At 67.1% G+C, this 21539-nt stretch carries 19 protein-coding genes; 10 read left to right on the top strand and 9 right to left on the bottom strand.

The genetic code is table 11. The annotated features are described in order from the left end of the window. The first annotated feature begins 75 nt into the window (after nucleotides 1-75). The 4 genes from N4T19_RS15390 (at nucleotide 76) to N4T19_RS15375 (ending at nucleotide 7477) form a co-directional block, all read left to right on the top strand. On the top strand, nucleotides 76-4143 hold the full coding sequence (locus N4T19_RS15390) for a Pls/PosA family non-ribosomal peptide synthetase (RefSeq protein WP_260718466.1): 4068 nt from the start codon (nucleotides 76-78) through the stop codon (nucleotides 4141-4143). Between the two features lie 2 nt (nucleotides 4144-4145). Next, nucleotides 4146-4763, top strand: coding sequence for a 4'-phosphopantetheinyl transferase family protein (locus N4T19_RS15385; RefSeq protein ID WP_260718465.1), 618 nt, complete (start codon nucleotides 4146-4148; stop codon nucleotides 4761-4763). A gap of 170 nt (nucleotides 4764-4933) precedes the next feature. Continuing rightward, the gene (locus N4T19_RS15380; RefSeq protein WP_182344099.1) at nucleotides 4934-6556 is read left to right on the top strand and encodes an ABC transporter substrate-binding protein; all 1623 of its coding nucleotides are present in this window, start codon (nucleotides 4934-4936) and stop codon (nucleotides 6554-6556) included. A gap of 54 nt (nucleotides 6557-6610) precedes the next feature. Continuing rightward, on the top strand, nucleotides 6611-7477 hold the full coding sequence (locus N4T19_RS15375) for a substrate-binding domain-containing protein (protein ID WP_260718464.1): 867 nt from the start codon (nucleotides 6611-6613) through the stop codon (nucleotides 7475-7477). Between the two features lie 13 nt (nucleotides 7478-7490). On the opposite strand, the gene N4T19_RS15370 is transcribed toward N4T19_RS15375, so the two are convergent. After that, nucleotides 7491-8117 (bottom strand): glutathione S-transferase family protein, encoded by a 627-nt coding sequence (locus tag N4T19_RS15370; RefSeq protein WP_260718463.1) that lies wholly within the window; start codon nucleotides 8115-8117, stop codon nucleotides 7491-7493. A 135-nt stretch (nucleotides 8118-8252) separates the two neighbouring features. Here N4T19_RS15370 and radA point away from each other — a divergent pair, with 135 nt between their 5' ends. Further along, nucleotides 8253-9638: a DNA repair protein RadA gene (radA, locus tag N4T19_RS15365; RefSeq protein WP_116926736.1), complete on the top strand. Its 1386-nt coding sequence runs from the start codon at nucleotides 8253-8255 to the stop codon at nucleotides 9636-9638. Nucleotides 9639-9642: 4 nt separating this feature from the next. Beyond that, a complete protein-coding gene (locus N4T19_RS15360) occupies nucleotides 9643-10317 on the top strand; it encodes a phytanoyl-CoA dioxygenase family protein (protein WP_260718462.1) in 675 nt (224 codons plus the stop codon). A 21-nt stretch (nucleotides 10318-10338) separates the two neighbouring features. Here N4T19_RS15360 and N4T19_RS15355 read toward each other — a convergent pair whose 3' ends face one another. The 4 genes from N4T19_RS15355 to N4T19_RS15340 all read right to left on the bottom strand — a co-directional run bounded on the left by N4T19_RS15355 (nucleotide 10339) and on the right by N4T19_RS15340 (nucleotide 14854). Beyond that, nucleotides 10339-11343: an aldo/keto reductase gene (locus N4T19_RS15355; RefSeq protein ID WP_260718461.1), complete on the bottom strand. Its 1005-nt coding sequence runs from the start codon at nucleotides 11341-11343 to the stop codon at nucleotides 10339-10341. A 97-nt stretch (nucleotides 11344-11440) separates the two neighbouring features. After that, nucleotides 11441-12520, bottom strand: coding sequence for an FHA domain-containing protein (locus tag N4T19_RS15350; RefSeq protein WP_116926739.1), 1080 nt, complete (start codon nucleotides 12518-12520; stop codon nucleotides 11441-11443). Further along, complete coding sequence (locus N4T19_RS15345; RefSeq protein WP_116926850.1) at nucleotides 12517-13980, bottom strand: S1C family serine protease; 1464 nt, start codon at nucleotides 13978-13980, stop codon at nucleotides 12517-12519. Before N4T19_RS15345 ends, N4T19_RS15350 begins: the two co-directional genes overlap by 4 nt. 160 nt (nucleotides 13981-14140) lie before the next feature. Further along, complete coding sequence (locus tag N4T19_RS15340) at nucleotides 14141-14854, bottom strand: MarC family protein (protein WP_116926740.1); 714 nt, start codon at nucleotides 14852-14854, stop codon at nucleotides 14141-14143. Between the two features lie 189 nt (nucleotides 14855-15043). Here N4T19_RS15340 and N4T19_RS15335 point away from each other — a divergent pair, with 189 nt between their 5' ends. The 4 genes from N4T19_RS15335 to N4T19_RS15320 all read left to right on the top strand — a co-directional run bounded on the left by N4T19_RS15335 (nucleotide 15044) and on the right by N4T19_RS15320 (nucleotide 18028). Next, nucleotides 15044-15475 (top strand): glycerate kinase, encoded by a 432-nt coding sequence (locus tag N4T19_RS15335; RefSeq protein WP_116926741.1) that lies wholly within the window; start codon nucleotides 15044-15046, stop codon nucleotides 15473-15475. A gap of 244 nt (nucleotides 15476-15719) precedes the next feature. Beyond that, nucleotides 15720-15926: a zinc-finger domain-containing protein gene (locus N4T19_RS15330; RefSeq protein WP_021028650.1), complete on the top strand. Its 207-nt coding sequence runs from the start codon at nucleotides 15720-15722 to the stop codon at nucleotides 15924-15926. Beyond that, complete coding sequence (locus tag N4T19_RS15325) at nucleotides 15927-16739, top strand: glycosyltransferase family 2 protein (protein WP_232539476.1); 813 nt, start codon at nucleotides 15927-15929, stop codon at nucleotides 16737-16739. Then, on the top strand, nucleotides 16736-18028 hold the full coding sequence (locus tag N4T19_RS15320) for an O-antigen ligase family protein (RefSeq protein ID WP_260718460.1): 1293 nt from the start codon (nucleotides 16736-16738) through the stop codon (nucleotides 18026-18028). Before N4T19_RS15325 ends, N4T19_RS15320 begins: the two co-directional genes overlap by 4 nt. Nucleotides 18029-18057: 29 nt before the next feature. On the opposite strand, the gene N4T19_RS15315 is transcribed toward N4T19_RS15320, so the two are convergent. Genes N4T19_RS15315 through N4T19_RS15300 form a run of 4 tightly spaced genes read right to left on the bottom strand, consistent with a single transcriptional unit; the run spans nucleotide 18058 to nucleotide 21529 of the window. Continuing rightward, on the bottom strand, nucleotides 18058-18615 hold the full coding sequence (locus N4T19_RS15315; protein WP_260718459.1) for a GNAT family N-acetyltransferase: 558 nt from the start codon (nucleotides 18613-18615) through the stop codon (nucleotides 18058-18060). 14 nt (nucleotides 18616-18629) lie between these two features. Then, complete coding sequence (gene pdxY / locus N4T19_RS15310; protein ID WP_260718458.1) at nucleotides 18630-19547, bottom strand: pyridoxal kinase PdxY; 918 nt, start codon at nucleotides 19545-19547, stop codon at nucleotides 18630-18632. 48 nt (nucleotides 19548-19595) lie between these two features. Then, on the bottom strand, nucleotides 19596-20648 hold the full coding sequence (locus tag N4T19_RS15305) for an NAD(P)H-dependent flavin oxidoreductase (RefSeq protein WP_260718457.1): 1053 nt from the start codon (nucleotides 20646-20648) through the stop codon (nucleotides 19596-19598). Then, nucleotides 20645-21529, bottom strand: a complete 885-nt coding sequence (locus N4T19_RS15300; protein WP_313900065.1) for a LysR family transcriptional regulator — start codon at nucleotides 21527-21529, stop codon at nucleotides 20645-20647. The genes N4T19_RS15305 and N4T19_RS15300 overlap by 4 nt, the downstream gene beginning before the upstream one ends. Nucleotides 21530-21539: the final 10 nt, after the last annotated feature.

The following is a 21539-nucleotide window of genomic DNA, read 5'->3' as shown; positions in this document are numbered from 1 at the left end:
AATGCCCCATTCTGGGGCGTTTTGTGCAGAAAGGCGGTGCGCCTGCGCCTTCTGCAGCTGCCGGGTATTGCTGCCATGTCTGAGACTGTTGTTTTGCGGGGGCCCGAGCGCCCCGATCTGTTGCGCCACGAGGTGCTGGCCGATGTGTTCGAGGCCACCGCCTATGCCCACCCCGAGCAGGTGGCGCTGATGGCCGGCGCGCGGCAGCTGACCTATGCCCAGCTCGATGCCGACGCCAGCCGTGCGGCACACCGGCTGATGGAGGCGGGCATCGGCCCGGGCGATATGGTGGGCCTGTGGCTGCCGCGCGGCATCGCGCTGCTCAGCCTGCAGCTGGCCATTGCCAAGACGGGCGCCGCCTGGCTGCCCTTTGACAGCGAGACACCGCCCGAGCGCATTGCGACCTGCCTCGAAGACGCCAGTGCCAAGGCGCTGCTGATGGCCGCTGCCACGCCCCAGCAGGGCCTGCGCGATGCCCAGGTGCTGTGCCCGCTGCTGACCGATCTGGACCTGCTGGCCGAGCTGCCCGCTGGCACCCCGCTGCGCCGGCGCAGCAATGCCCAGCCCGGCGATCCGGCCTATGTGATCTACACCAGCGGCTCGACCGGCAAGCCCAAGGGCATCGCCATCAACCAGGGCAGCATCTGCCACTTTTTGCGCAGCGAGAATGCGCGCCTGGGCGTGCGCCTGGGTGACAAGGTCTACCAGGGCTTCTCGGTGGCCTTTGACATGTCGTTCGAGGAGATCTGGATCAGCTACCTGGTGGGCGCCACCTTGTGGATTGCGCCGCGCGAGATTGCCGGCGACCCCGAGGCGCTACCGCAGGCCTTGCTGGAGCAGCAGGTCACCGTGCTGCATGCCGTGCCCACGTTGCTGGCGCTGTTTGCGCAGGATGTGCCCAGCCTGCGCATCATCAACCTGGGTGGCGAGATGTGCCCCGAAGCGCTGGTCGATCGCTGGGCGCGCTCGGGCACCGGCGCGCCGCGCCAGCTGTTCAACACCTATGGGCCGACCGAGGCCACCGTATCGGCGAGCCTGGCCGAGCTGCAGGCGGGCGAGCCCGTCACCATCGGCACGCCGCTGCCCAACTACAGCATGGTGGTCGTGCAGGTGATCGAGGCGGACAGCTTTCCCGCCGGCACCGCGCCCCGCTTGGTGGGGCTGCCGGCCGGTGAGGTGGGCGAGCTGTGCATTACCGGCCCCGGCGTGGCCGCCGGCTACCTGGGCCGGCCCGAGCTGACGGCCGAGAAGTTCTTGGACAACCCCTGGCCGGCAGGGCCGCATGACACGCGCCTCTACCGCACCGGCGACCTGGCGCGCATCGATGAAAAAGGCCAGATGCAGTGCCTGGGCCGGGCCGATGACCAGGTGAAGATCCGTGGCTTTCGCGTCGAGCTGGGCGAGATCGAGGCCGTGCTGGCCCAGCAACCCGGTGTGGGCACCACGGCGGTGCTGCTGCGCAAGGATGACGGCATCGACCAGCTGGTGGCCTTTTATGTGCCGCTGGATACGCCCCCCAGCCATGCTGCGCTACGCAGCGCGCTGGCCGAGCGCCTGCCGCCCTATATGGTGCCGGCCCGCTTTGAGGCGCTGGCGCTGATGCCGCGCCTGACCTCGGGCAAGATCGACCGCAAGGCGCTGCGTGCCGCCGCGCTCAGTGCCGCGGTGGACAGCGGTGATTCGGACACCGCCGAGACCCCGGCCGAGGCGCTGCTGTTTGCCGCGCTGGCGCAGATGTTCCCGGGCCAGCCCATCCGCCGCTCGCTCGATTTCTTCAGCGACCTGGGCGGCCACTCGCTGTTTGCCGCGCGCCTGACCTCGGTGCTGCGCGCCGATGCGCGTTTTGCGCAGGCCACCGTCAGCACCATCTACCAGCAGCGCCGCGTGGGCGCGATTGCCCAGGCGCTGCAGGCCAGCATGGTGGCGGACGATGCGCCGGCTGCGGCGCCGCGCGCTTTCCGCGAGCATTCGGCGCTGCGCCGCTGGCGCTGTGGCGCTGCGCAGGCGGTGGCGATTCCTTTGCTGGTGCTGGTCAAGATGGCGCAATGGCTGGCGCCGTTCTTCACCTACCACTTCTTTACCGGTGACGAGAACGATTCGGTGGCCGTGGCCATTGCAGTGTCGGTGCTCGCCTTTGCGCTGGCCACGGTGCTGGAGTTTGTCGTGGCCTGGGCCGGCAAGTGGCTGATTGCCGGCCGCCTCAAGCCGGGGCGCTACCCGCTCTGGGGCCTGACCTATTTCCGCTGGTGGCTGGCCGACCGGCTGGTGGAGGCGGTGCCGGTGGGCATGATCACCGGCTCGTCGCTGTTTCCGCTGTGGCTGCGCGCGCTGGGTGCCAAGATCGGCAACGATGTGCTGCTGGGCTCGATGACGGTGCGCGCCCCCGATCTGCTGCGCATTGGCGCCGGAGCGAGCGTGGGCAATGTGGTGAGCCTGGAGAATGCCCGGGTCGAAGGCGGCTGGCTGCTGCTGGGCACGGTCGATATCGGTGCCGATGCCTGCATTGGCTCCTATGTGGTGCTGGAGGGCAATACCCGCCTGGGCGACTGGGCCCATCTGGAAGGGCAGTCGAGCCTGAGCGACGGCCAGGTGCAGCCCGCGCGCAGCGTCTGGACCGGCTCGCCGGCCCAGCCCGTCTCGGACTTTGACACCAGCTGCATGCCCGAGCGCGTGCGGCCCAGCGCCGCCTGGCGCGCCTGGGAGATGCTGGTCTATGCGGTGGGTGGCCTGAGCATCGCGACCCTGTTCTTCATGCCGGTGTTCCCGGCGTTTTTGCTGATCGATTGGCTGGATGTGGACGCGATCTCGGTGCGGCCTTTGCTCGAAGACGGCACGGTCGATGCGCTGGGTGCCTTTATCCTGCGCTTTTTCAAGTTCTTTGTGCTGGCGCTGCCTGCCAGCCTGGTGCTGGTGGTCTGCACCATGCTGGTGGCCGCCTTGATCCGCTACCTGTTCCTGCCCCGGCTGCAGCCGGGCACCTGGTCGGTGCACAGCGGCCGCTACCTGGGCAAGTGGCTCACCAACCAGATCCAGGAGGGGAGCCTGGCGACCTTGCACGGCATCTATGCGACGGTGTTTTCGGCCAGTTGGTACCGCATGCTGGGCGCCAAGGTGGGCAAGCGCACCGAGCTGTCGACCGCGCTGGGCGTGGTGCCCGATATGCTGACCCTGGGCGACGAGTGCTTTGTGGCCGATGCGGTGATGCTGGGCGACGAGCGCATCGACGGCGGCTATATGACGGTGCAGCCCACGGTGGTCTCGCGCCGCAGCTTTATCGGCAATGGTGCCTATGTGCCCGATGGCTCGACCATCCCCGAAGGGGTGCTGATCGGTGTGATGTCGGCCGTGCCGCGCAATGCCGACATGCAGGCGGGCCAGACCTGGATTGGCTCGCCGGCCATCAACCTGCCGGCGCGCGAAGTCGTGCAGGGCTACCCCGACCACCTGACCTTTGCCCCGTCACGCCGCCGCGTGCTGGGCCGGGGCCTGGTCGAGGCCTTCCGCATTGGCGCGCCCCATGCGCTGGTGATTGCCGCCGGTTATGCGATTGTGCTGGACGCCATGCCGTTGGCAGCAGCGGGCCGCTGGGGCGCGGTGGTGCTGGATCTGGCCGTCGCTGGCATGGTCTTTGGCCTGGGCGCCTTCTGGGCGGTGGCGCTGTTCAAGTGGCTGCTGGTGGGGCGCTACCGCAAAAAGGCCGCGCCGATGTGGACGCCGTTCGTCTGGCTGTCTGAGGCGACGACCAGCATGTACGAAGGCATTGCCGTGCCCAATTTTCTGCGCTACCTGCGCGGCACGCCCTGGCTCAATCTGGCGATGAACCTGCTGGGTAGCAAGATTGCCAGCAGCGCCTACCTAGACACCACCGACATCACCGAGCATGACTGCGTGACCATTGGCGCGCACAGCGAGCTCAATGCGCTGTCTTGCCCGCAAACCCATTTGTTTGAAGACCGGGTGATGAAGGTCGATGACGTGGTGATTGGCGCGCGGGTCACGGTGGGCGCGCGCTGCACCGTGCTCTACAGCGCCGAGCTGGGCGATGGCGTGCAGCTGGGCCCAATGACCCTGGTGATGAAGGGCGAGCGCCTGCCCGCCGGCACCCGCTGGCAGGGCGCGCCGGCCGCGCCATGGCGGGCTTAGCATTGAACTGGACCAGGCAGCCGCTGGCCTTGCCGCCAGCACTGCAGGGCCGGGTGCAGGCCCAGGCGGTGGTGATGGCGGGCGCAGCGCCATCAGGCGCGCTGCCGCGCGAGACCATGCGCGAGGCCGTCTACCTGGCCATTGGCGAGACCTTGGCGCCACAGCTGGGCTGCGAGCCAGCGCAACTGGCCGTGCAGCGCCGGGCCGGCCAGGCGCCGCAGCTGCTGCGCAACGGGCAGGTGCTGCCAGGGTGGCAACTGTCCATCAGCTATGCCGATGCGCTGGCGGTGTGGGCTTGCACGCAAGGCGGCACTGTCGGTATTGATGTGCAGGGCCCGCCCGGGGATGCGCAGACCGATATCGATGCCGCTGGCTGGCCGGCGGTGGCTGCGCTGTACCTGGAGCCTGATGCGGCCGCCACACTGACCGGCTTGCAGCGCATGGATTGGCAGCGCGGCTTTGCCCGGCAATGGGCGCGGCTGGAAGCCCAACTCAAATGCGCCGGGCTGGCACTGGCCGAAGCCGATCACCGGCAAAAGGGCTGGAATGCCGGCATCGCGCTCTGGGATCTGGACAGTGCTGCGGGCGCAGTTGCGCTGGCCTGGCGTGCCTCGGCCTAGGCTGCATCTGGTTTTTGGCGGGGCCGTTACACTGGCCTGCCCGCCCACCGCTAGCAGAAAATGCGCAGCACCAGGCCCATATCGATACAACGAATAAATCGTTGGCGCGGCCGGGCTGCACTGCCATAGTGCGGCGTTTTGATTTTTTGCATGGAATGAAGGAATCTGTGATGCAACCCACCACTTATCTGCAAGGCCGCAACGGCTGGGCGCGCAGCGTCTGCACCCTGGCCATCGCCGGCGCAGTGGCCGGCATGGCATTTTCTGCCCAGGCATCGAACTTCCGCTGGACCCGCTCGGCCGATCTGTCGTCCTGGGATATCCATGCGCAAAATGTTGGGGTCAACAACTCGGTGCACCGCGCCGTCTACGAAGCGCTGGTCGAGTACAACAGCCAGACGCAAAAGCCCGAGCCCTCGCTGGCGACCAAGTGGGAGCGCATCAACCCCAAGCAGCTGCGCATCACCTTGCGCGAAGGCGTGACCTTCAGCGATGGCTCGCCGCTGACGCCCGAGGACGTGAAGTTCTCGCTCGAGCGCGCCAAGGCCAAGAGCTCCGGCTTTGTGGTCTACACCCAGGGCATCGACCGCATCGAGGTGGTCAATGCCACCACCTTGGATATCTTCTCGGACGTGCCCAACCCGGTGCTGGTCAACCAACTGACCGAGCTGCGCATCATGAGCAAGCCCTGGGCGGTGCAGCACCAGTCCGAGGTGCCCAAGGACATCAAGGCCAAGGACGAGAACTATGCCCACCGCCATGCGCTGGGCACCGGCCCCTATGTGCTCGACAGCTGGTCGCAGGATTCGCGCCTGGTGCTCAAGCGCAACCCGCAGTGGTGGGGCAAGACCCAGTACCCCAGCAACATCACGCAGGCGGTCTACACGCCGATCAAATCGGACGCCACGCGCACGGCCGCGCTGCTGTCGGGCGAGGTGGATTTCATCATCGACCCGAGCATGAACGACCTGCAGCGCATCAAGCAGGCGCCCAACCTGCAGGTGCTCGAATCCGCGGCTGACCGCACCCTGTTCCTGGGCATGGACCAGTTCCGCGACGAGCTGCCCCAGTCCAGCGTCAAGGGCAAGAACCCGCTCAAGGATGTGCGCGTGCGCCAGGCGCTTTACCAGTCGATTGACATGGGCACCATCCAGCGCGTGGTGATGCGCGGCCTGGCCCAGCCCACCGGCACCTTGATTGCCCACCATGTGAATGGCTGGACCAAGCAAGCTGATAAGCGCCTGGCTTTTGATGCCGAAGGCGCCAAAAAGCTGCTGGCCCAGGCGGGCTACCCCGATGGCTTTGAGTTCGAGTTCTCCTGCCCGGCCGGCCGCTACCCGAGCGACGAGCAGCTGTGCCAGGCCATCAGTGCCCAGTGGGCCAAGGTCGGCATCAAGGCCAAGCTGCGCACGTACCCGTTTGCGACCTACTTCCCGATGATCCAGCGCTACGAAGCCAGCGTGTATCTGCTGGGCTGGTCGGTGCCCACGTTCGATGCGTACTACAGCCTGCAGGCGCTGTTGCGCTCGCCTGGCGGCAGTGGCGACGGCAACTTCAACCTGGGCCGCTTCTCCGACCCGCAGCAAGATGCCATGATCGAGCGCGTCAAGACCGAGACCGATCTGAAGCTGCGCAACCAGCTGATCGAGAAGGTGCTGCTCAACGAGCACAAGGCCATCTCGCATATTCCGCTGTTCAACCTGATCACCCCTTGGGCGGCCAGCAAGAAGGTCAGCATCCCGACCCGCGCGGACAACTACATCGACTGGCGTCTGCTGAATGTGGCCCATTGACGGGCGGGTGAGAGGGCCACGGCGCCGCTGTCTGATAATGCCTGCATGCGCCTGATGCCTCTTCGCCGCTCCTTCTTGCTCAGCTGTGCCGCTGCGGCGCTGCTGGGCTGTGCCTCCGAGCCGCCGCAGCCCGATCCCGAACCCGCGCTGGGCCAGGCCAGCCTGCCGGTGCAGCTGCTGATGACCGAGGGCTTTGTGCCTGTGCACCGGGCACTGGCCGGGCAGCTGATGATCCCCACCCAGATCCGTGCCGAGCCCGGCTACGGCGCGTCGCCTGCAGTGGCGCAGGCGCTGGCCCAGTACCTGCAGCAGGCGGGTTGCGTCGATCTGGTGCTGGCGCCGCGCGCGGTGTTGCAGCTGTTGCAGGCCCAGGGCCTGGTGCGGCCGGGGCGCCTCTACGATGTGGTGCGCTCACCGCTGATGGCCATCGTGCAGGCCGGCCGCCCCGTGCCGGTGCTCCAGGACACGGAAGACGCCAAGAAGATGCTGGAGGCCACCCGCAGCATCGCCTACCCGTCGGCCGATGGCAGCGACTTTATCGAGCAAAAGCTGTTTCGCGAGCTGGATTTGACTGCCCAGGCTCTGCCCAAGAGCATCAAGGTGTTTGGCCCGCAGGTGGCCCAGCTGGTGGCACGGGGCGATGCGGAGCTGGGCCTGCTGCTGCGCAGCGAGCTGCCGCGCTCTGCCGAGGTGCAGGTGGTGGGCAAGATGCCGCCCCCCCTGGCCTACGAGGCGGTCTACAGCGCCGGCATTGTTCGCCAGGCCTGCAGCACCGCAGGGGCCCAGCTGCTGGCCCGCTTCTACCAGCGCGAAGCGGCCATGCATGACTGGAACGGCTCAGGCTGGGAGCCGGTGGCAGGGGTATCGCGGCCGCCACCGCCGCCGGCCGAGCACCTGGATCCGGCTGAGTACCAGCCTTGAGACTGGGAGCGTCTCAGGCCTGCGCCAGCGCTGCCTGCACCGCAGGGCGCGCTGCCACGCGGGCGTAATGGGCGGCGACACACGGAAACTCGTTGATATCCACGCCATCGCTCTTGAGCCAGCCGGCCATCGTGAACAGGTAGCCATCGGCCACCGTGTACTGCTCGCCCATCACCCAGGTCTTGTCGCCCAGGTAGTGCTGCTCGATCAGCGCAAAGGAATCGCGCATGTTCTGCGGCACCTTGGCCTGCATGGCCTTTTGTGCGGCTTCGTCATCGGCCCAGCGCGCAGCGCGTGGGCGGTGGGCATGGCTGATGTGCACGGTCGAGGCCAGGTAGCTGTTGAACTCCTGCAGACGGGCGAGTTGGAACGGGTCGCTCAGCGGCGCCAGTTGTTTGTCGGGGTGGGTTTGCGCCACATACAGCAGCAGCGCGGCCGTCTCGGTCAGCACGCCTTGCGGGGTGACCAAGGCGGGCACGCGGCCCTTGGGGTTGATGGCCAGGTAGGCAGGCGTGCGCTGCGCGCCTTCGGCCATGTTCAGGCGCTGGGCCTCAAAGGCGGCGCCCGCCTCATGCAAGGCAATCAGCACGGCCTGTGCGCAGGTTCCGGGGGCGTAGTACAGGGTCAGGTCTTGGCTCATGGGGCTCCTTGGATGGGGGTTGGCGGCAGCGCCAGCGCATGGCGCCTGCCGTATCGCCTGGGGATGCTAATCGATTTGCCGGCCGCGCGCCGCGCTCGCCGTTACCATGGGTGTCTGTTCCGAAACGTCCACCCCATGGCCAAAGAAAAATCCGTTTACATCTGCAGCGAATGCGGCGGCACCAGCCCGCGCTGGCTGGGCAAGTGCCCCGCTTGCAATGCCTGGAACACCCTGGTGGAGAGCGCCGCCGAATCGGCAGGTGGCGGCAAGAACCGCCTGAGCCAGACCGGCCGCACCGGTTACGCCGGCCAGGCCCAGGCCGTCACGCCGCTGGCCGCCATCGAGGCCACCGAGGTGGCTCGCACCCCCAGCGGCATTGCCGAGCTGGACCGGGTGCTGGGCGGCGGCATTGTCGAAGGCGGGGTGGTGCTGATCGGCGGCGACCCGGGCATTGGCAAATCGACCTTGCTGCTGCAGGCGGTGGATGCGCTGCAGCGCCAGGGGCTGCCCGCCCTGTATGTGACCGGTGAGGAAAGTGGCGCGCAAGTGGCGCTGCGCTCGCGCCGGCTGGGGCTGGACAACAGCCAGGTCGATGTGCTGAGCGAGATCCAGCTGGAGAAGATTCTGGCCACCTGCGAGAGCAGGCAGCCGGCCATCGTCATCATCGACTCGATCCAAACCATGTACTCGGACCAGCTGAGTTCGGCCCCCGGCTCGGTGGCCCAGGTGCGCGAATGCGCGGCGCACCTGACGCGCATGGCCAAGAGCACCGGCATCGCGGTGGTACTGGTCGGCCATGTGACCAAGGAAGGCGCACTGGCCGGCCCGCGCGTGCTCGAACACATGGTCGATACCGTGCTGTACTTTGAAGGCGACACGCACAGCAGCTTCCGCCTGGTGCGCGCCATCAAGAACCGCTTTGGCGCCGTCAACGAGATTGGCGTCTTCGCGATGACCGAAAAAGGCCTCAAGGGCGTGAACAACCCCAGCGCCATCTTCCTGAGCCAGCACAGCGAGCCGGTGCCCGGCAGCTGCGTGCTCGTCACCCTGGAAGGCTCGCGCCCGCTGTTGGTCGAGATCCAGGCGCTGGTCGATGACGGCGGCCCCAGCCCGCGCCGCCTGTCGGTGGGCCTGGACCGCGACCGCCTGGCGATGCTGCTGGCCGTGCTCAACCGCCATGCCGGCGTGGCCTGCGCCGACCAGGATGTGTTTGTCAACGCCGTGGGCGGCGTTCGCATTGGCGAGCCAGCCGCTGACCTGGCTGTCATGCTCTCCATCACCAGCAGCCTGCGCGGCAAGGCACTGCCCAAGGGCTTTATCGCCTTTGGCGAGGTGGGCCTGGCCGGCGAAGTGCGCCCCGCCCCGCGCGGCCAGGAACGCCTGAAGGAAGCCGCCAAGCTGGGCTTTAGCGTCGCCGTGGTGCCCAGAGCCAATGCGCCCAAAAAGCCGATCGAGGGCATCACGATCCACCCGGTGGACCGGGTGGACGAGGCGATATCGCTGGTGCGGGGGCTGGACTGAGCGTATGGCCGCTGCTGCCTTCGTGCGCGATGGCTTCGCGCTGGTCAATGGCGTGATGACTGCTGCCGAATGCACCGCAACGCTGGAGGCACCCCGGGGCCAAACCGGCGATGGCCCAGGTGCGCGCCATCTGCTGTCCTTGCCGTGGTGCGAGCAGCTATCCAAGCAACTGCGCACGGCCCTGGGCTTGGCGGCATTGATTCCTCAAAGCCATAGGGCGGTGCAGTGCACGTATTTTGAAAAATCCAGAGATACCAACTGGCTGGTCGCCTTGCACCAGGACCTGGCAATTGCCGTCCAGGCCCGGGTCGAGCATCCTGCGTTGACGGGCTGGTCGGCCAAGGGTGGGACCCACTTTGTGCAAGCGCCGCAGCAGTTGCTGGAGCAGCTGGTGGCTGTGCGTGTGCATCTGGATGACTGCGGCCCCGATGACGGCCCTTTGCGGGTGGTGCCGGGCTCGCATGCCATGGGGATCATCGATGCCACGCGTGCCAGGCAGGTGCGCGACCGCCGTGGAGAAAAGACATGCCCTGCCGCACAAGGCGATGCCTTGGTCATGCGACCCTTGCTGCTGCATGCCTCCTCCAAAGCGACTGGCGGCAGTCGCCGGCGCGTGCTGCACTTTCTCTATGGCCCAGCGCAGCTCCCCTATGGGCTGGCTTGGGCTTGCGCGGTGTGACTGCGTTCAGAGAGAGGCGTTTTATGCCAGCCGCCCCTGGGGCCACAGATGCGCCGGGTCGTTGTACCCGGGCGTCGAGGGGTGGCCGGGGCTGACCAGGCCGTTGACCAGGCGCTCGTCGTCCACGGTGATCTGGTAGTTCAGCGCCGGCTGGTAGTCCTGCCATTGCTTCAAGGTGCGCGGGCCGGCGATGACCGCGCTGATGGCGTTGTGGGCCAGCACCCAGGCGGTGGCGAACTGCGCGGCGCTGATGCCTTGCTGCTCGGCGTGCTGCTGCACCTGCTGGGCGATCACGAGGGATTCGGGGCGGAACTCGGTCTGCAGGATGCGGGCATCCTGGCGGCCGGCGCGGCTGTCTTGGGGCGGCGCCATGCCGGGCTGGTACTTGCCGCTGAGCACGCCCCGCGCAATGGGGCTGAAGGGCACAACGCCGATGCCGAACTGCGCGCAGGCGGGCAGGATGTCGGTCTCGGGCATGCGGTTGAGCAGGTTGTAGTAGGGCTGGCAGACGACGGGCGGTGGCAGGCCGATCTCGCGCGCGGTGTAGACCGCTTCGACAATGCGCCAGCCGCGAAAGTTGGACAGGCCCCAGTACAGAATCTTGCCGCTGTCGATCAGCTGCTTGAGGGCATACAGGGGCTCATGCAGCTGCAGGCCGGCGCGGTCGCGGTGCAGGTAGAGGATGTCGATGCGGTCGGTCTGCAGGCGGCGCAGGCTGGCCTCGACCTCGCGCAGCATCCAGGCGCGCGAGTAATAGCCTTGGTTGGGCCCGCTGCCCATGGCGTTGCCCAGCTTGGTGGCCAGCACCCAGTCATCGCGCTGGCCTTGCAGCAGCTGGCCGACCATGCGCTCGGATTCGCCCTTGCTGTAGATATCGGCGGTGTCGATGAAGTTGACGCCCTGGGCGCGCGCATCGGCCACGATGGCGGCCGCCTCCTGGAGGTCGGTCTGGTCGGCGAACATCATCGTGCCCAGGCACAGGGCGGAGACTTGGAGGGGGCTGGCGCCCAGCTGGCGGTACTGCATCTTGGTCCTTCGGGAATCAGGTCGAGTTCCTCGATGCTAGCGGGCCGCCGCCGGTTTGTCAGTCACGGGCTGCGGCTTGCCCCGCCGCTCCCCTTGCTCAATCGAGACCGCTGTCGTCGCCTTCCTCGTCGTCGTCCTTTTCCAGCTGGCTGCGGTTTTGCAGCTGCTCGCGCATGCTGTCAGTGCCTTGCATGAACTGGTCCACCGAGGTGGTGGGCGCCCAGCGCCACTCAGGCGGCAGCATGGTGGACATGTACAGGTTGTCGCCCAGGCGCTTTTGCGTCTGCCACTGCAGGCCCAGCTTGGCGCCCACGCCCAGCACCAGCAGGCCGCCAACGGCCAGTGCCAAGGTACGGGCCGACACCAGGGTGGCCGCGCGCAGGTGGAGCCAGATGACCACAGCCATCAAGCTGAAGGACGCCAGGCTGGCAAAGCGGCTGAGCAGCGGCCAGGACAGCGCAAAGCCTGTTACCGACAGCAGCACATCGAGCAAGGCCATGGCGACCATGCCGACCGAGGCGATGCAGACATGGCGCCAAAAGCCCGTCACCCCGGTGAACAGCTTGCCCATCAGCGACCAGCCCAGTGCCCAGACCAGCAGGCCGCCCAGCATCCACAGCAAGATGGCGGGCAACTGGCGGGCCAGCGCCCCAGTTTCGGTGGCACCCAGCCAGGTGGTCCAGGCTGACAGCAGCACCAGCAGCACCAGGGCCATGGCCGTCAGCAGCCCTTGGGCGCGTGAAAACGGGCGCCAGCGCTGGGTGGCGGGCAGCGGCTGGGCGGTGCTGCGCAGGTTCAGCTGCACGCCCCGGCCCAGCGTCAGGCGCTGGCCGGGCTGCCAAGCAAATCGCTCACCGGCCTGGTAGTGGCGCCGGCCGTGCCAAACGCCATTGGTGCTGTCCAGCACCTCGACGTCGTAATGGCCTGCTTGCGGTTGGTGCAGGCGCACATGGCTGGGACCAATGCTGGGGTCCGTCAGCACCAGGTCATTGGTGGCGGCCCGGCCGATGGTGCAGGGCCAGGCAAACACCGGCAAGGCCATGGCCAAGCGGTGGCCGCGCTCAACGAGCTCCAGCACGGCGCCTTCGGGCTCCTGCGCCAGGGGTGGTGCCTGGGTGCTGGCCTCTTCGTGGTCGGGGGCGATGTCGGTCAATTCGGGGTAGTCGTGCTGGCTCATTGGGCGGCCTCGCTGGAGAAGCCTTGCAGGTACTGGCGGGCCAGGCGCTGGGCATTGTCAAAACTCACGGCGCTGACGTTGAGGCGGCCGAGCACGCCCTGGCGCGGCTGGTCCACCGAGACGGCCAGCACGGTCAGGTCATAGAGGCCGCTGAACTTGCGGTAGGCGGCCATGCAGACGACGGCGCGCAGCGGCAGCTTGGCGTCGCCCGCGACAAAATCCTCGCGGCATTCATAGCCGGTGCGCACGCGGTTGCCGCGCTTGCGCATCGGCTCATTGGCAAAGCTGGCGCCATAGGTGTGCGCAAACTGCCAGGGGCTCAGGCGCGGCGCGTCATAGGCCTCGTAGCGCATGCCCAGGCCGCCGACATCGCCGTCACCGGTGAAGACTTCGCTGTCGATGCGGCATTGGCTGCGCTCAAAATCAAACAGCGATTCGCTGCGCCGCTCGCGGCCGTCGCCCCAGCAGCGCGCCAGCGTCTCGGACGGCACGGGCACGCGGTAGGGGCCATAGCGCTCTGTGCGGCTGCTGCCGCTCAGCACCCGGTCGACCAGGTCCTTCTGGTGCGCCATCAGCTGGCGCGTGACTTCGGCATGCATGGCGCCCTTGACCGGTGAGGCCTCGCGGCCCTGGGCGAGCAACTGCTCGACAAACTCCACCGGCACCAGAAAGCTCAGCTGCTCGGCGCCCAGTTGCTTGGCGACATTGACGCCGACCACACGGCCCTGGGTGTCGATGGCCGGGCCACCGCTCATGCCCGGGTTCAAGGTGCCGCCAAAAAAGATGCGCGGGTAGAAGCTGCGCTGCACCAGGCCGTTGTAGGTGCCCTCGGTGATCGCAAAGCCGACATCAAGCGGGTTGCCCAGCGAGAAGATGCGCTCGCCCCCGCTCAGCGGCCGGCTGCTGGGGCGCAGCGGCAGCGCGCTGTAGTGGCGCTCCGTGGCCCCTTCTGCGCCTGCGCTGCTGTCCTTGGCCGGGGCCACGCGCAGCAGCGCCAGGTCATGCAGCACATCGATGGCCAGGAGCTGCACCGGTGCCTCCTGGCCGCTGACCGAGACCAGCACCGCGCGGTGGCGTTCTGGCTCCAGCGCCAGCTGGCTGACGACGTGGTAGTTGGTGATCAGCAGGCCGTCCTCGGAGACAAAAAAGCCCGAGCCGGTGCTGCTTTGCGTATTGGTCTGGCGGCGCAAGGTGCGGATCTGCACCAGCTTGTCGCGTGCGGCCATATAGGCTTGCTGGGCATCGGGCGAGGGCGGGGGAGCATCGGCGGCAGCCGCAGGGAGCTGGTTGGCGGCTGCAGGCGTTGCTGATGCCGTGGGCGCTGGCCCGGCGGCCTCGGCTGCGAGCGGGGTGGCCGCCTGTAGCAACGGTGCCTGGGCCAGGGCGGGCGCTGCCAGCACGGCAGCCAGCGCAAGCGCCAGGCCGTTGCGCCACAAAGAGGAAGATGAGCAATGGGTCATGGTGTCGGGGTTCGCGTCTTGGATGGGGCCACAGACGCAGGAGCGGGCAAGCCAGTAGCCTGGCATGCTATCAAAATAAAAGTGGCGCTGCACCTGGGGCAGGTGTTATGGCACCTATGCATTGGCCGACATGGCGAATGACGAGACCGCCATGTATGCCTCAGTGCCGCTGCTCATAAGCCTGGGTGACGCCATGGGCAATGGCATCGCTGATCAGGTTGCTCAGCCCGCTCCAGGCGATCTGTATGCCCAGGCACAGCAGGATGAACGCGGAGATGCGCAGAAACACAATGGTGCCGGTCTCGCCAAGGGGTTTGAGCAGCTTGTCGGCATAACGGTTGCACAGCAGCAAGATGATGCCCACCACCAGGCTGCCGACCGCCGCCCCCATGACGTTGACCACGGTGATGCCTGGCGAGCTGCGGTCGAGCAGGCTCACGCCGATCGTGATCGTGGCCGCCAGGCTGCCCGGGCCATAGGTGAGCGGGAAGGTCAGCGGGTAGAACGCGCGGCGGCGTGCCATCTCGGGTGTGAAGGCCTCGGCCAGCTTCTCGGTGCGCCCTTCGGTGGAGTTGGTGTTGATCATGTTCCAGCCAATGACGGAGACGAGCAGGCCGCCGCCCAGCCGGACGACATCGATGGACAGGCCGAACATCTCGAGCAGGTAGGAGCCCACCAGCATGAAAAAGATCAGCAGCAAGGTCACATTGACGGCGATGCGGGTGGCGATGCTGCGGCGGGTGGCGTTGGAGGCCCCTTCGGTCAGCGTCAGGAAGATGGCCGAGACACTCACGGGGTTCAGGATCGGCAGCATGGTGGCGACCACCAGCAAAAAGCTCTTGCTGAAGGCGGCAAAGGCAATGGCAAAACTCATGGAAGGGCACCAGGCAATAGGACGGTTTGGCGCGCTAGCATGCCAGCCAACGCGGTGTTGCGCTAGGGCCTGCGGCCGGCGGTGTTGGGCCAAAGGTACGCCTGCCGCCGCTGAGCCCTGGGGCCAAGGCGCGCAAACAATTGGCCCCTGGCGACAAGGGCATCTGCACAGGCAGTGGACAATAGCGCCATGAACTGGAGAAACATACTGATCCCCATTGGCCTGTTGGTGCTGCTGGGGGCTGCTTACCAAAATTACAAATGGATGGGCGTGCTGGCCGTCAGTGGCGGCATTGTGCTGTGGCTGATGCTGCACTTCACCCGTCTGATGACCATCATGAAGCGCGCGTCCGAGCGCCCTTTGGGCTATGTGGCCAGCGCCGTCATGCTCAATGCCAAGCTCAAAGCCAATGTGCCGCTGGTCCATGTGGTTGCCATGACGCGCTCGCTGGGCCTGCGCCAGTCGCAGGCTTTGGAGCAGCCCGAGGTGTTTGTATGGCGCGACAACACGGACTCCAGCGTCACCTGCGAGTTTGTGCACGGACGCCTGCAAAAATGGACACTGCAGCGCCCCAGCGACACGCAGCAGGGGGCGGGCAGCCACGCCAACCCTCAGCCTTGAGGCAGGCTTACTTGTAACAAGGGCGACCTGCCGAGCGCTTGCGCACGCCTTTTAGGCGGGGTTGGCGCGCAATTCTGAGGTGCGTGGTCTGCATCTTCTGCCAAGTCGGGCGCCGTCCACGTAAAATCACTGCCCAGCATGGGAGCCCCTGGGGGCTGGTCCCCACCATTTGCCCGTGCCCACAGAATCATCGATAGCCAGTCCGCCCCAGGGGTGCAGGGCTGGCGCAGGAAAGTTGAAAACCATGACGCAGGCAGTTGTTGAGTTGCTGGCCAAAGACCTGAACGCCCAAGGCGGCGTGTTTTGCCCCAACCCCAAGGCAGATATGAAATTGTGGAGTGGCCACCCCCGCGTCTTTCTGGACGTGGGCCACAGCGGTGAGGCCAAGTGCCCCTACTGCGGTACGGTGTATCGCCTCAAGGCGGGCGAAACCTTCCACGGCGGCCATTGAGTGACTGATTCCCCATTGGGCGGCGCTGCAGCTTCGCGCAGGCTGACGCTGACCATTGGCATCCTCACCCTCAACGAAGAAGACAACATCGAGGCCTGCTTGCGCAGCGCCTCGTTTGCCGACCAGGTGGTGGTGGTGGACAGTGGCAGTGTGGACCGCACCACGGCCATAGCTTGCGGCCTCGGTGCCCAGGTGTTTCGCTACGAGGACTGGCAGGGCTTTGCCTTGCAGCGCAACCGGCTGCTCAGCCACGCCAAGGGAGACTATGTGTTCTTCCTCGATGCCGATGAAACCATCTCTCCTGCTTTCCGCGAGGAGCTGGAAGCCATCGTCCAGTCGGGCGAGGAGGCGATCTGGATGGTGCGCTGGCGCATGGTCGCTTTCGGCAAGGAGCTCAAATACCTGCGCTCCACCGCCAAGGTCGAGCGCCTGTTCTGGCGCGGTTTGCTGCGCGAATACACCGGCGTGGTGCACGAAGAGGCGCAGCTGAGCCGCGCCAATGTGACGCGCCACCTGATGCGCACGCCGCTGCTGCACCATTCGCGCAGCACCGTGCATTCCAGCCTGGAAAAACTCACCCAGTACGCGATGCTGGGCGCGGCCAAGCGCGCCGAAGAGGGCGTGCGCGGCGGTATCTTGCGCGGTCTGGCCTCGTCGGTGGCCATGTTTGTGCGTCTTTACTTCTTCCATTTCGGCATCCTATGTGGGGGCGCGGGCTTTTTGTACTGCGTCTTTGTCGCGCTCGAGAGCTTCTTCCGCTATGTGGCCCTGGCCTATGACCGCCCGTATCTGAGCGGAGACGTACGCCGATGAGCCTGGCTGCGGCGGGGTCCGCTGCACCCACGCCCGCGATGCGGGCCAGCCAGCTGGCGGCTTTTTTGGTGCCCGGTGTGGCGCTGACCTTGCCCTCGGGCTACTCCTTTGGCGCTGCCGTGCTGGCGCTGGCCAGCCTCGTATTTGTGCGCCAGTGGTGGGGCCGCAGCTGGGACCGCCGCGCGATCGCCTGGGCGCTGATGCTGGCCGCCATGGCTGTGTTGTGGACCATGAGCTTTGATGACTGGCATCTGCGCTCGCGCAGCGACCAGTTCGTCAAATATGCGCTGGCCATCACCGGCCTGGGTTTTTTGCAGACCTGTGCGCCCCGGGTCCGGCCGCTGGGCTGGGGCATGTTGGCCGGTGCGCTGGGCGCGGGCCTGGTTGCCGTCTACCAGACGGGCTGGACCGATGCCCACCGTGCCAACGGCTTTACCAATGCGATCCAGTTCAGCGGCATTGCGCTGGTGCTGGCGCTGGCCTGCTGCTTTGGCGTGCTGCTGCTGTGGCGCTCACTGGTGGCCTGGCAGCGCGCCTTGGGCTTGGTGTGCAGCCTGTTCGGCTTGCTCGCCGTCATCCTGTCCGATACGCGCGGCAGCTGGATCGTGCTGCCCTTTGTGCTGCTGATTGGCGCGGTACTGCTGTGGCGCTGCGGCCTGCGCAAACCGGTGGGCCTGGGCCTGCTGGCCGCCGTGCTGGGCATTGGCGGGCTGGTCTCGCTCAAAGGCGACGAGATGGCCCAGCGCTACCACACCGCCGTGCACGAGGTGCAGAGCTACGAGGTGCAGGACCGCGATGCGGCAGAGACCTCGGTGGGCCAACGCCTGGCCCACTGGCACCTGGCCTGGCACATGGGGCTGGACAAGCCGCTGACCGGCTGGGGCCTCAAAGGTTATATCGCCGAGAAGGCCCGCCGCGTGCAAGCAGGCGAGGCCAGTGCCTCGGTCCTCCCCTACGACCATGCCCATAACGAGCTGCTGGACATGTTTGCCAAGCGCGGCCTGGTCGGGGTGGCGCTGCTGCTGGCTTTCTATGCCGTGCCGCTGCTGATCTTCTGGCCCACGCAAAAGCGCATGGCCCAGTGCCCCGGCGCACCGATGGACCGCCAGATCCTCTACCTGCGCATGCTGGGCATCATGGTGCCGCTGTGCTACATGGGCTTTGGCCTGACCCAGGTGTTCTTTGCCCATAACAGCGGGCATCTGTTCTATGTCTACCTGCTGGTGCTGGTGCTGGGCGCGCTGATTGGGCGTGAGCGCGCACTGCTGGCCTTGCACCCCAGACGCTGAACCCAGCGCTTTGCCAGGCAGAATCTGCGTCAGCTTTGGCGGCGGTGCCACTCGCGCGCCAGTAGCGCATAGATGTATTCATCACCCCACTGGCCGTTGAACTGGTCGTTCTCGATCAGGTGCGCCTCACGCCGCATGCCCAGGCGCTCGACCACGCCTACCGAGCCCTGGTTGGCGGCATCCAGGCGCGCAAAAATACGGTGAAAGCCCAAGTCGCCAAACCCCTGCGCTAATGTGAGCGCCACCGCCTCAGTGGCATAGCCTTTGCCAGCATAGGCTGGATCAAAGATATAGCCCACTTCGGCCTGGCGCGCAGCGGCGCTGGCCAGCTTGAGCAAGGTCTCGCCCAGCAGGCAGCCATCGCTGCTGCGCACCACGGCAAAGCGCCGGGTGTCGCCCTCCTGCGCCAGGCGCTGGGGCAGCGCATCACGTGCGAACTGGGCCTGCAGTACAGCGGTGTCCTGCGGTGCATCGGCATACAGGTAGCGGTAGACGGCAGGCTGGCGATGGTAGTGGGCGTAGGCCTCGAAATCGCTGGACACAAAGGCGCGCAGCTGAAGGCGGGGAGCGGAGGAGGGATGGGACATGCGGTGCCTGGCCTTCAAGCCACTTGGCGCGCGGCAAAGCGCGCTGCCGGCTCGATCAGCTGGGCCTGCGCTGCCACCAGCGGCAGATCGCGTGATCCTGCCAGCGTGCCCTTGACCAGCGAATACAAGGTGGCCGTCGCCAGCTCCAGCGCCTCCGGCAAGGGGCGGCCATCCATCAGGCGGCCCAGCAAGGTGGCGGCAAACACATCGCCCATGCCGTTGGGCAGCGGGTGCAGGTCGATGCGCGGCGTGGTCACCAGCCAGGCGCCCTGGCCGTTGACGGCCAAGGTGCCCAGTTGGTCGGCAGCGATATCGGGCGTGGCCAGGCTGGTGATGACAATGGTGTCCGGCCCCCGGCCACGCATCTGGCGCGCGACGGCGACGGCCTCTTCGGTGCTGGTCAGCTTGGTGCCGCTCAGCAACTCGAACTCGAACTGGTTGGGCGTGATGATATTGGCAAACGGGATGGCCTGGTCGCGCAGAAAATCGGGGATGGCCGGGTTCACGAAGAGCCCCCGGCCCACATCGCCCATCACCGGGTCGCAGAGGTAGCGCAGCTGCGGGTTGGCCTGGCGGATGTCATTGACGGCATCGAGAATGGCCGCGCCGGTATCGGCATTGCCCAGGTAACCCGAGAGCACGGCGCCCACTTGGTGCAGCGCGCCGCGCTCGCGCAGGCCGGCGAGGATTTCGCGGATATGTTCGGCGCTCAGGATCTGGCCCCGGAACTGCCCATAGCCCGTGTGGTTGCTGAACAAGACGGTATGCACCTGCAGCACCTCAAAACCCAGGCGCTGCAGCGCAAACACCGCCGCCGAGTTGCCGACATAGCCCCAGGCCACATGCGATTGGATGGACAGGATGACGGGGCGAGCGGCGGGGCTGACGGAGCTAACGGCAGAGCTTTGGGCAGAGGGTGCGGCAGTGTTCACGGTAGGCAGTCTTTGCAAGGCCCGGACCAGGCTGCCGGGCGTTGGCTGCTATTGTGCGCCCGCTGCCAGCCACTCCGCCTTGAGCTGCTGCAATAGTTGCGCAGCGGGCAGGGCTCGGGCCTGGGCCACACCCTGGCCGGCCCAGAGCGACAGGTACTGCGCATCGCCCGCCGCGCCGGCGAGCTTGCGCAGCGCGCCAGTCAGTGCGTTTTGCACCGGGTAGGGCGGAATGGCGGCCTCCTCGGCTTCGAGCGCATCGATCATCGCATTGCGGATGCCGCGTGCCGGCCGGCCCGAGATGGTGCGGGTGGTGACCGTGTCGGTGGCCTGGGCGGCAGCCAGCGCAGCGCGGTAGGCCGCGTTGATGGCCGATTCGGGGCAGACCAGAAAGGCCGTGCCCATTTGCACCGCCTGCGCGCCTAGCGCCTGGGCGGCGGCAATGCCGGCGCCATCCATGATGCCGCCCGCTGCAATCACCGGCAGCTGAAGCTGCTGCACGCAGTCGCGCACCAGTGGCAGGGTGGAGACCATGGACGAGGCATAGTCTGCCAAGAAGGTACCTCGGTGGCCGCCGGCTTCGCTGCCACTGGCGATGACCGCATCGGCCCCCACCGCCTGCCAGGCCAGCGCCTCGGCCACGGTAGTGGCCGTGCCCCAGACCTGGCTGCCTGCGGCCTGCAGGCGCTGCACCTGGGCGGCGCTGAGAATGCCGAAGGTAAAGCTGGCGACCGCCGGGCGGCAGGCGACGAGCGCATCGAGCTGCTGCGCAAAGTCTTCGCACCACTGTGCAGGCACGGCCGGCTCGGCGCCAAAGCGCGCATAGAGCGGGGCCAGGCGCTGCAAGGCCTGCTGCACGGTGGCGGCATCGGGTGCAGGGGCGGCCTGCACAAACAGATTCATCGCAAAGGGCCGGTCGGTCTGCGCGCGCACCGCAGCGGCGGCTTCCGCCATCGCCTGGGGCGAGCGCATGCCGCAGCCCAGCGAGCCCAGGCCGCCGCTGGCGCTGACGGCAGCGGCCAGCGCCGGGCTGTCCGAGCCGGTCATCGGGCCTTGCACCACGGGCAGCTGCAGGCCCAGTTCTTGTGTCAGGTTGCGGGTCATACGGTCTCCATCGCGGTGGGTAAAGGGGTGGGGGCCGCTGCCTGCAACACGGCCAGCAGCTGCTGTACCGCAGGCGTGGCATAGCCCTGGCGGGTGACAAACATGGTGGTGCAGGCGCCCAAGGGCTCGCTGCGCACCGGCAGCGCATCGCGCTGCAGATCCAGCACGGTCTGCGGCACCACGGCGACCGCGCTGCCTGCGGCCACGGCCGCCACGATCGCATGGTACGAGGACAGCTGCAGCACGCGCGTAGGCGCCGGGCCATGGGCCTGCGCCATCCACTGCTCGCCAATGCGGCGGTAGGTGCAGCCATCACTGAAACCGGCCAGGGTGCGCGGCAGCTCCCCCTGCTGGGTTTGGGCGGGGCGCAGCAGCAGCAGCGATTCTTCGTACAGTGGCACCAGATCGAGCGGCAGCGGCGCATCCACATCCGGGGGCGGCCAGGCGACCAGCGCGGCATCGAGCTGGTGGTCCAGCACCTGCTCCATCAGCTGCAGCGAGGCGGCTGTTGACAGCTCCAGCTGCACCTGCGGGTGGCTGCGGTGGAAAGCGGCCAACGGCAGCGGCAGGCGCGCGGCAGCCGTGCTCTCCATCGAGCCCAGGCGCAGCCGCCCGCTGGGCTGCTGGCCGCGCAGGCTTTGCGTGGCCTCTTCGGCCAAGGTCAAGAGCTGGTCGGCATAGCGCTGCAGCTGCTGTCCCTCGGGTGTCAGCACCATGCGCCGGGCTTCGCGTACAAAAAGCGCGACGCCCAGCGACTCCTCCAGCTGCTGGATGCGGGTGGTGATATTGGACTGGGCACGGCCCAGCTGCTGCGCAGCACGGGTGATGCTGCCGCTGGCAATGACCTGCTGAAAAATGGCGAGGGTGGCGAGATCCAACACGGCGGTATCT

Origin of the sequence: Comamonas squillarum (genome assembly GCF_025309455.1) — a bacterium.
Classification (GTDB): domain Bacteria; phylum Pseudomonadota; class Gammaproteobacteria; order Burkholderiales; family Burkholderiaceae_C; genus Comamonas; species Comamonas squillarum.
The sequence above is the reverse complement of the archived record's forward strand: the minus strand, read 5'-3'. Positions and strand labels throughout refer to the sequence as shown.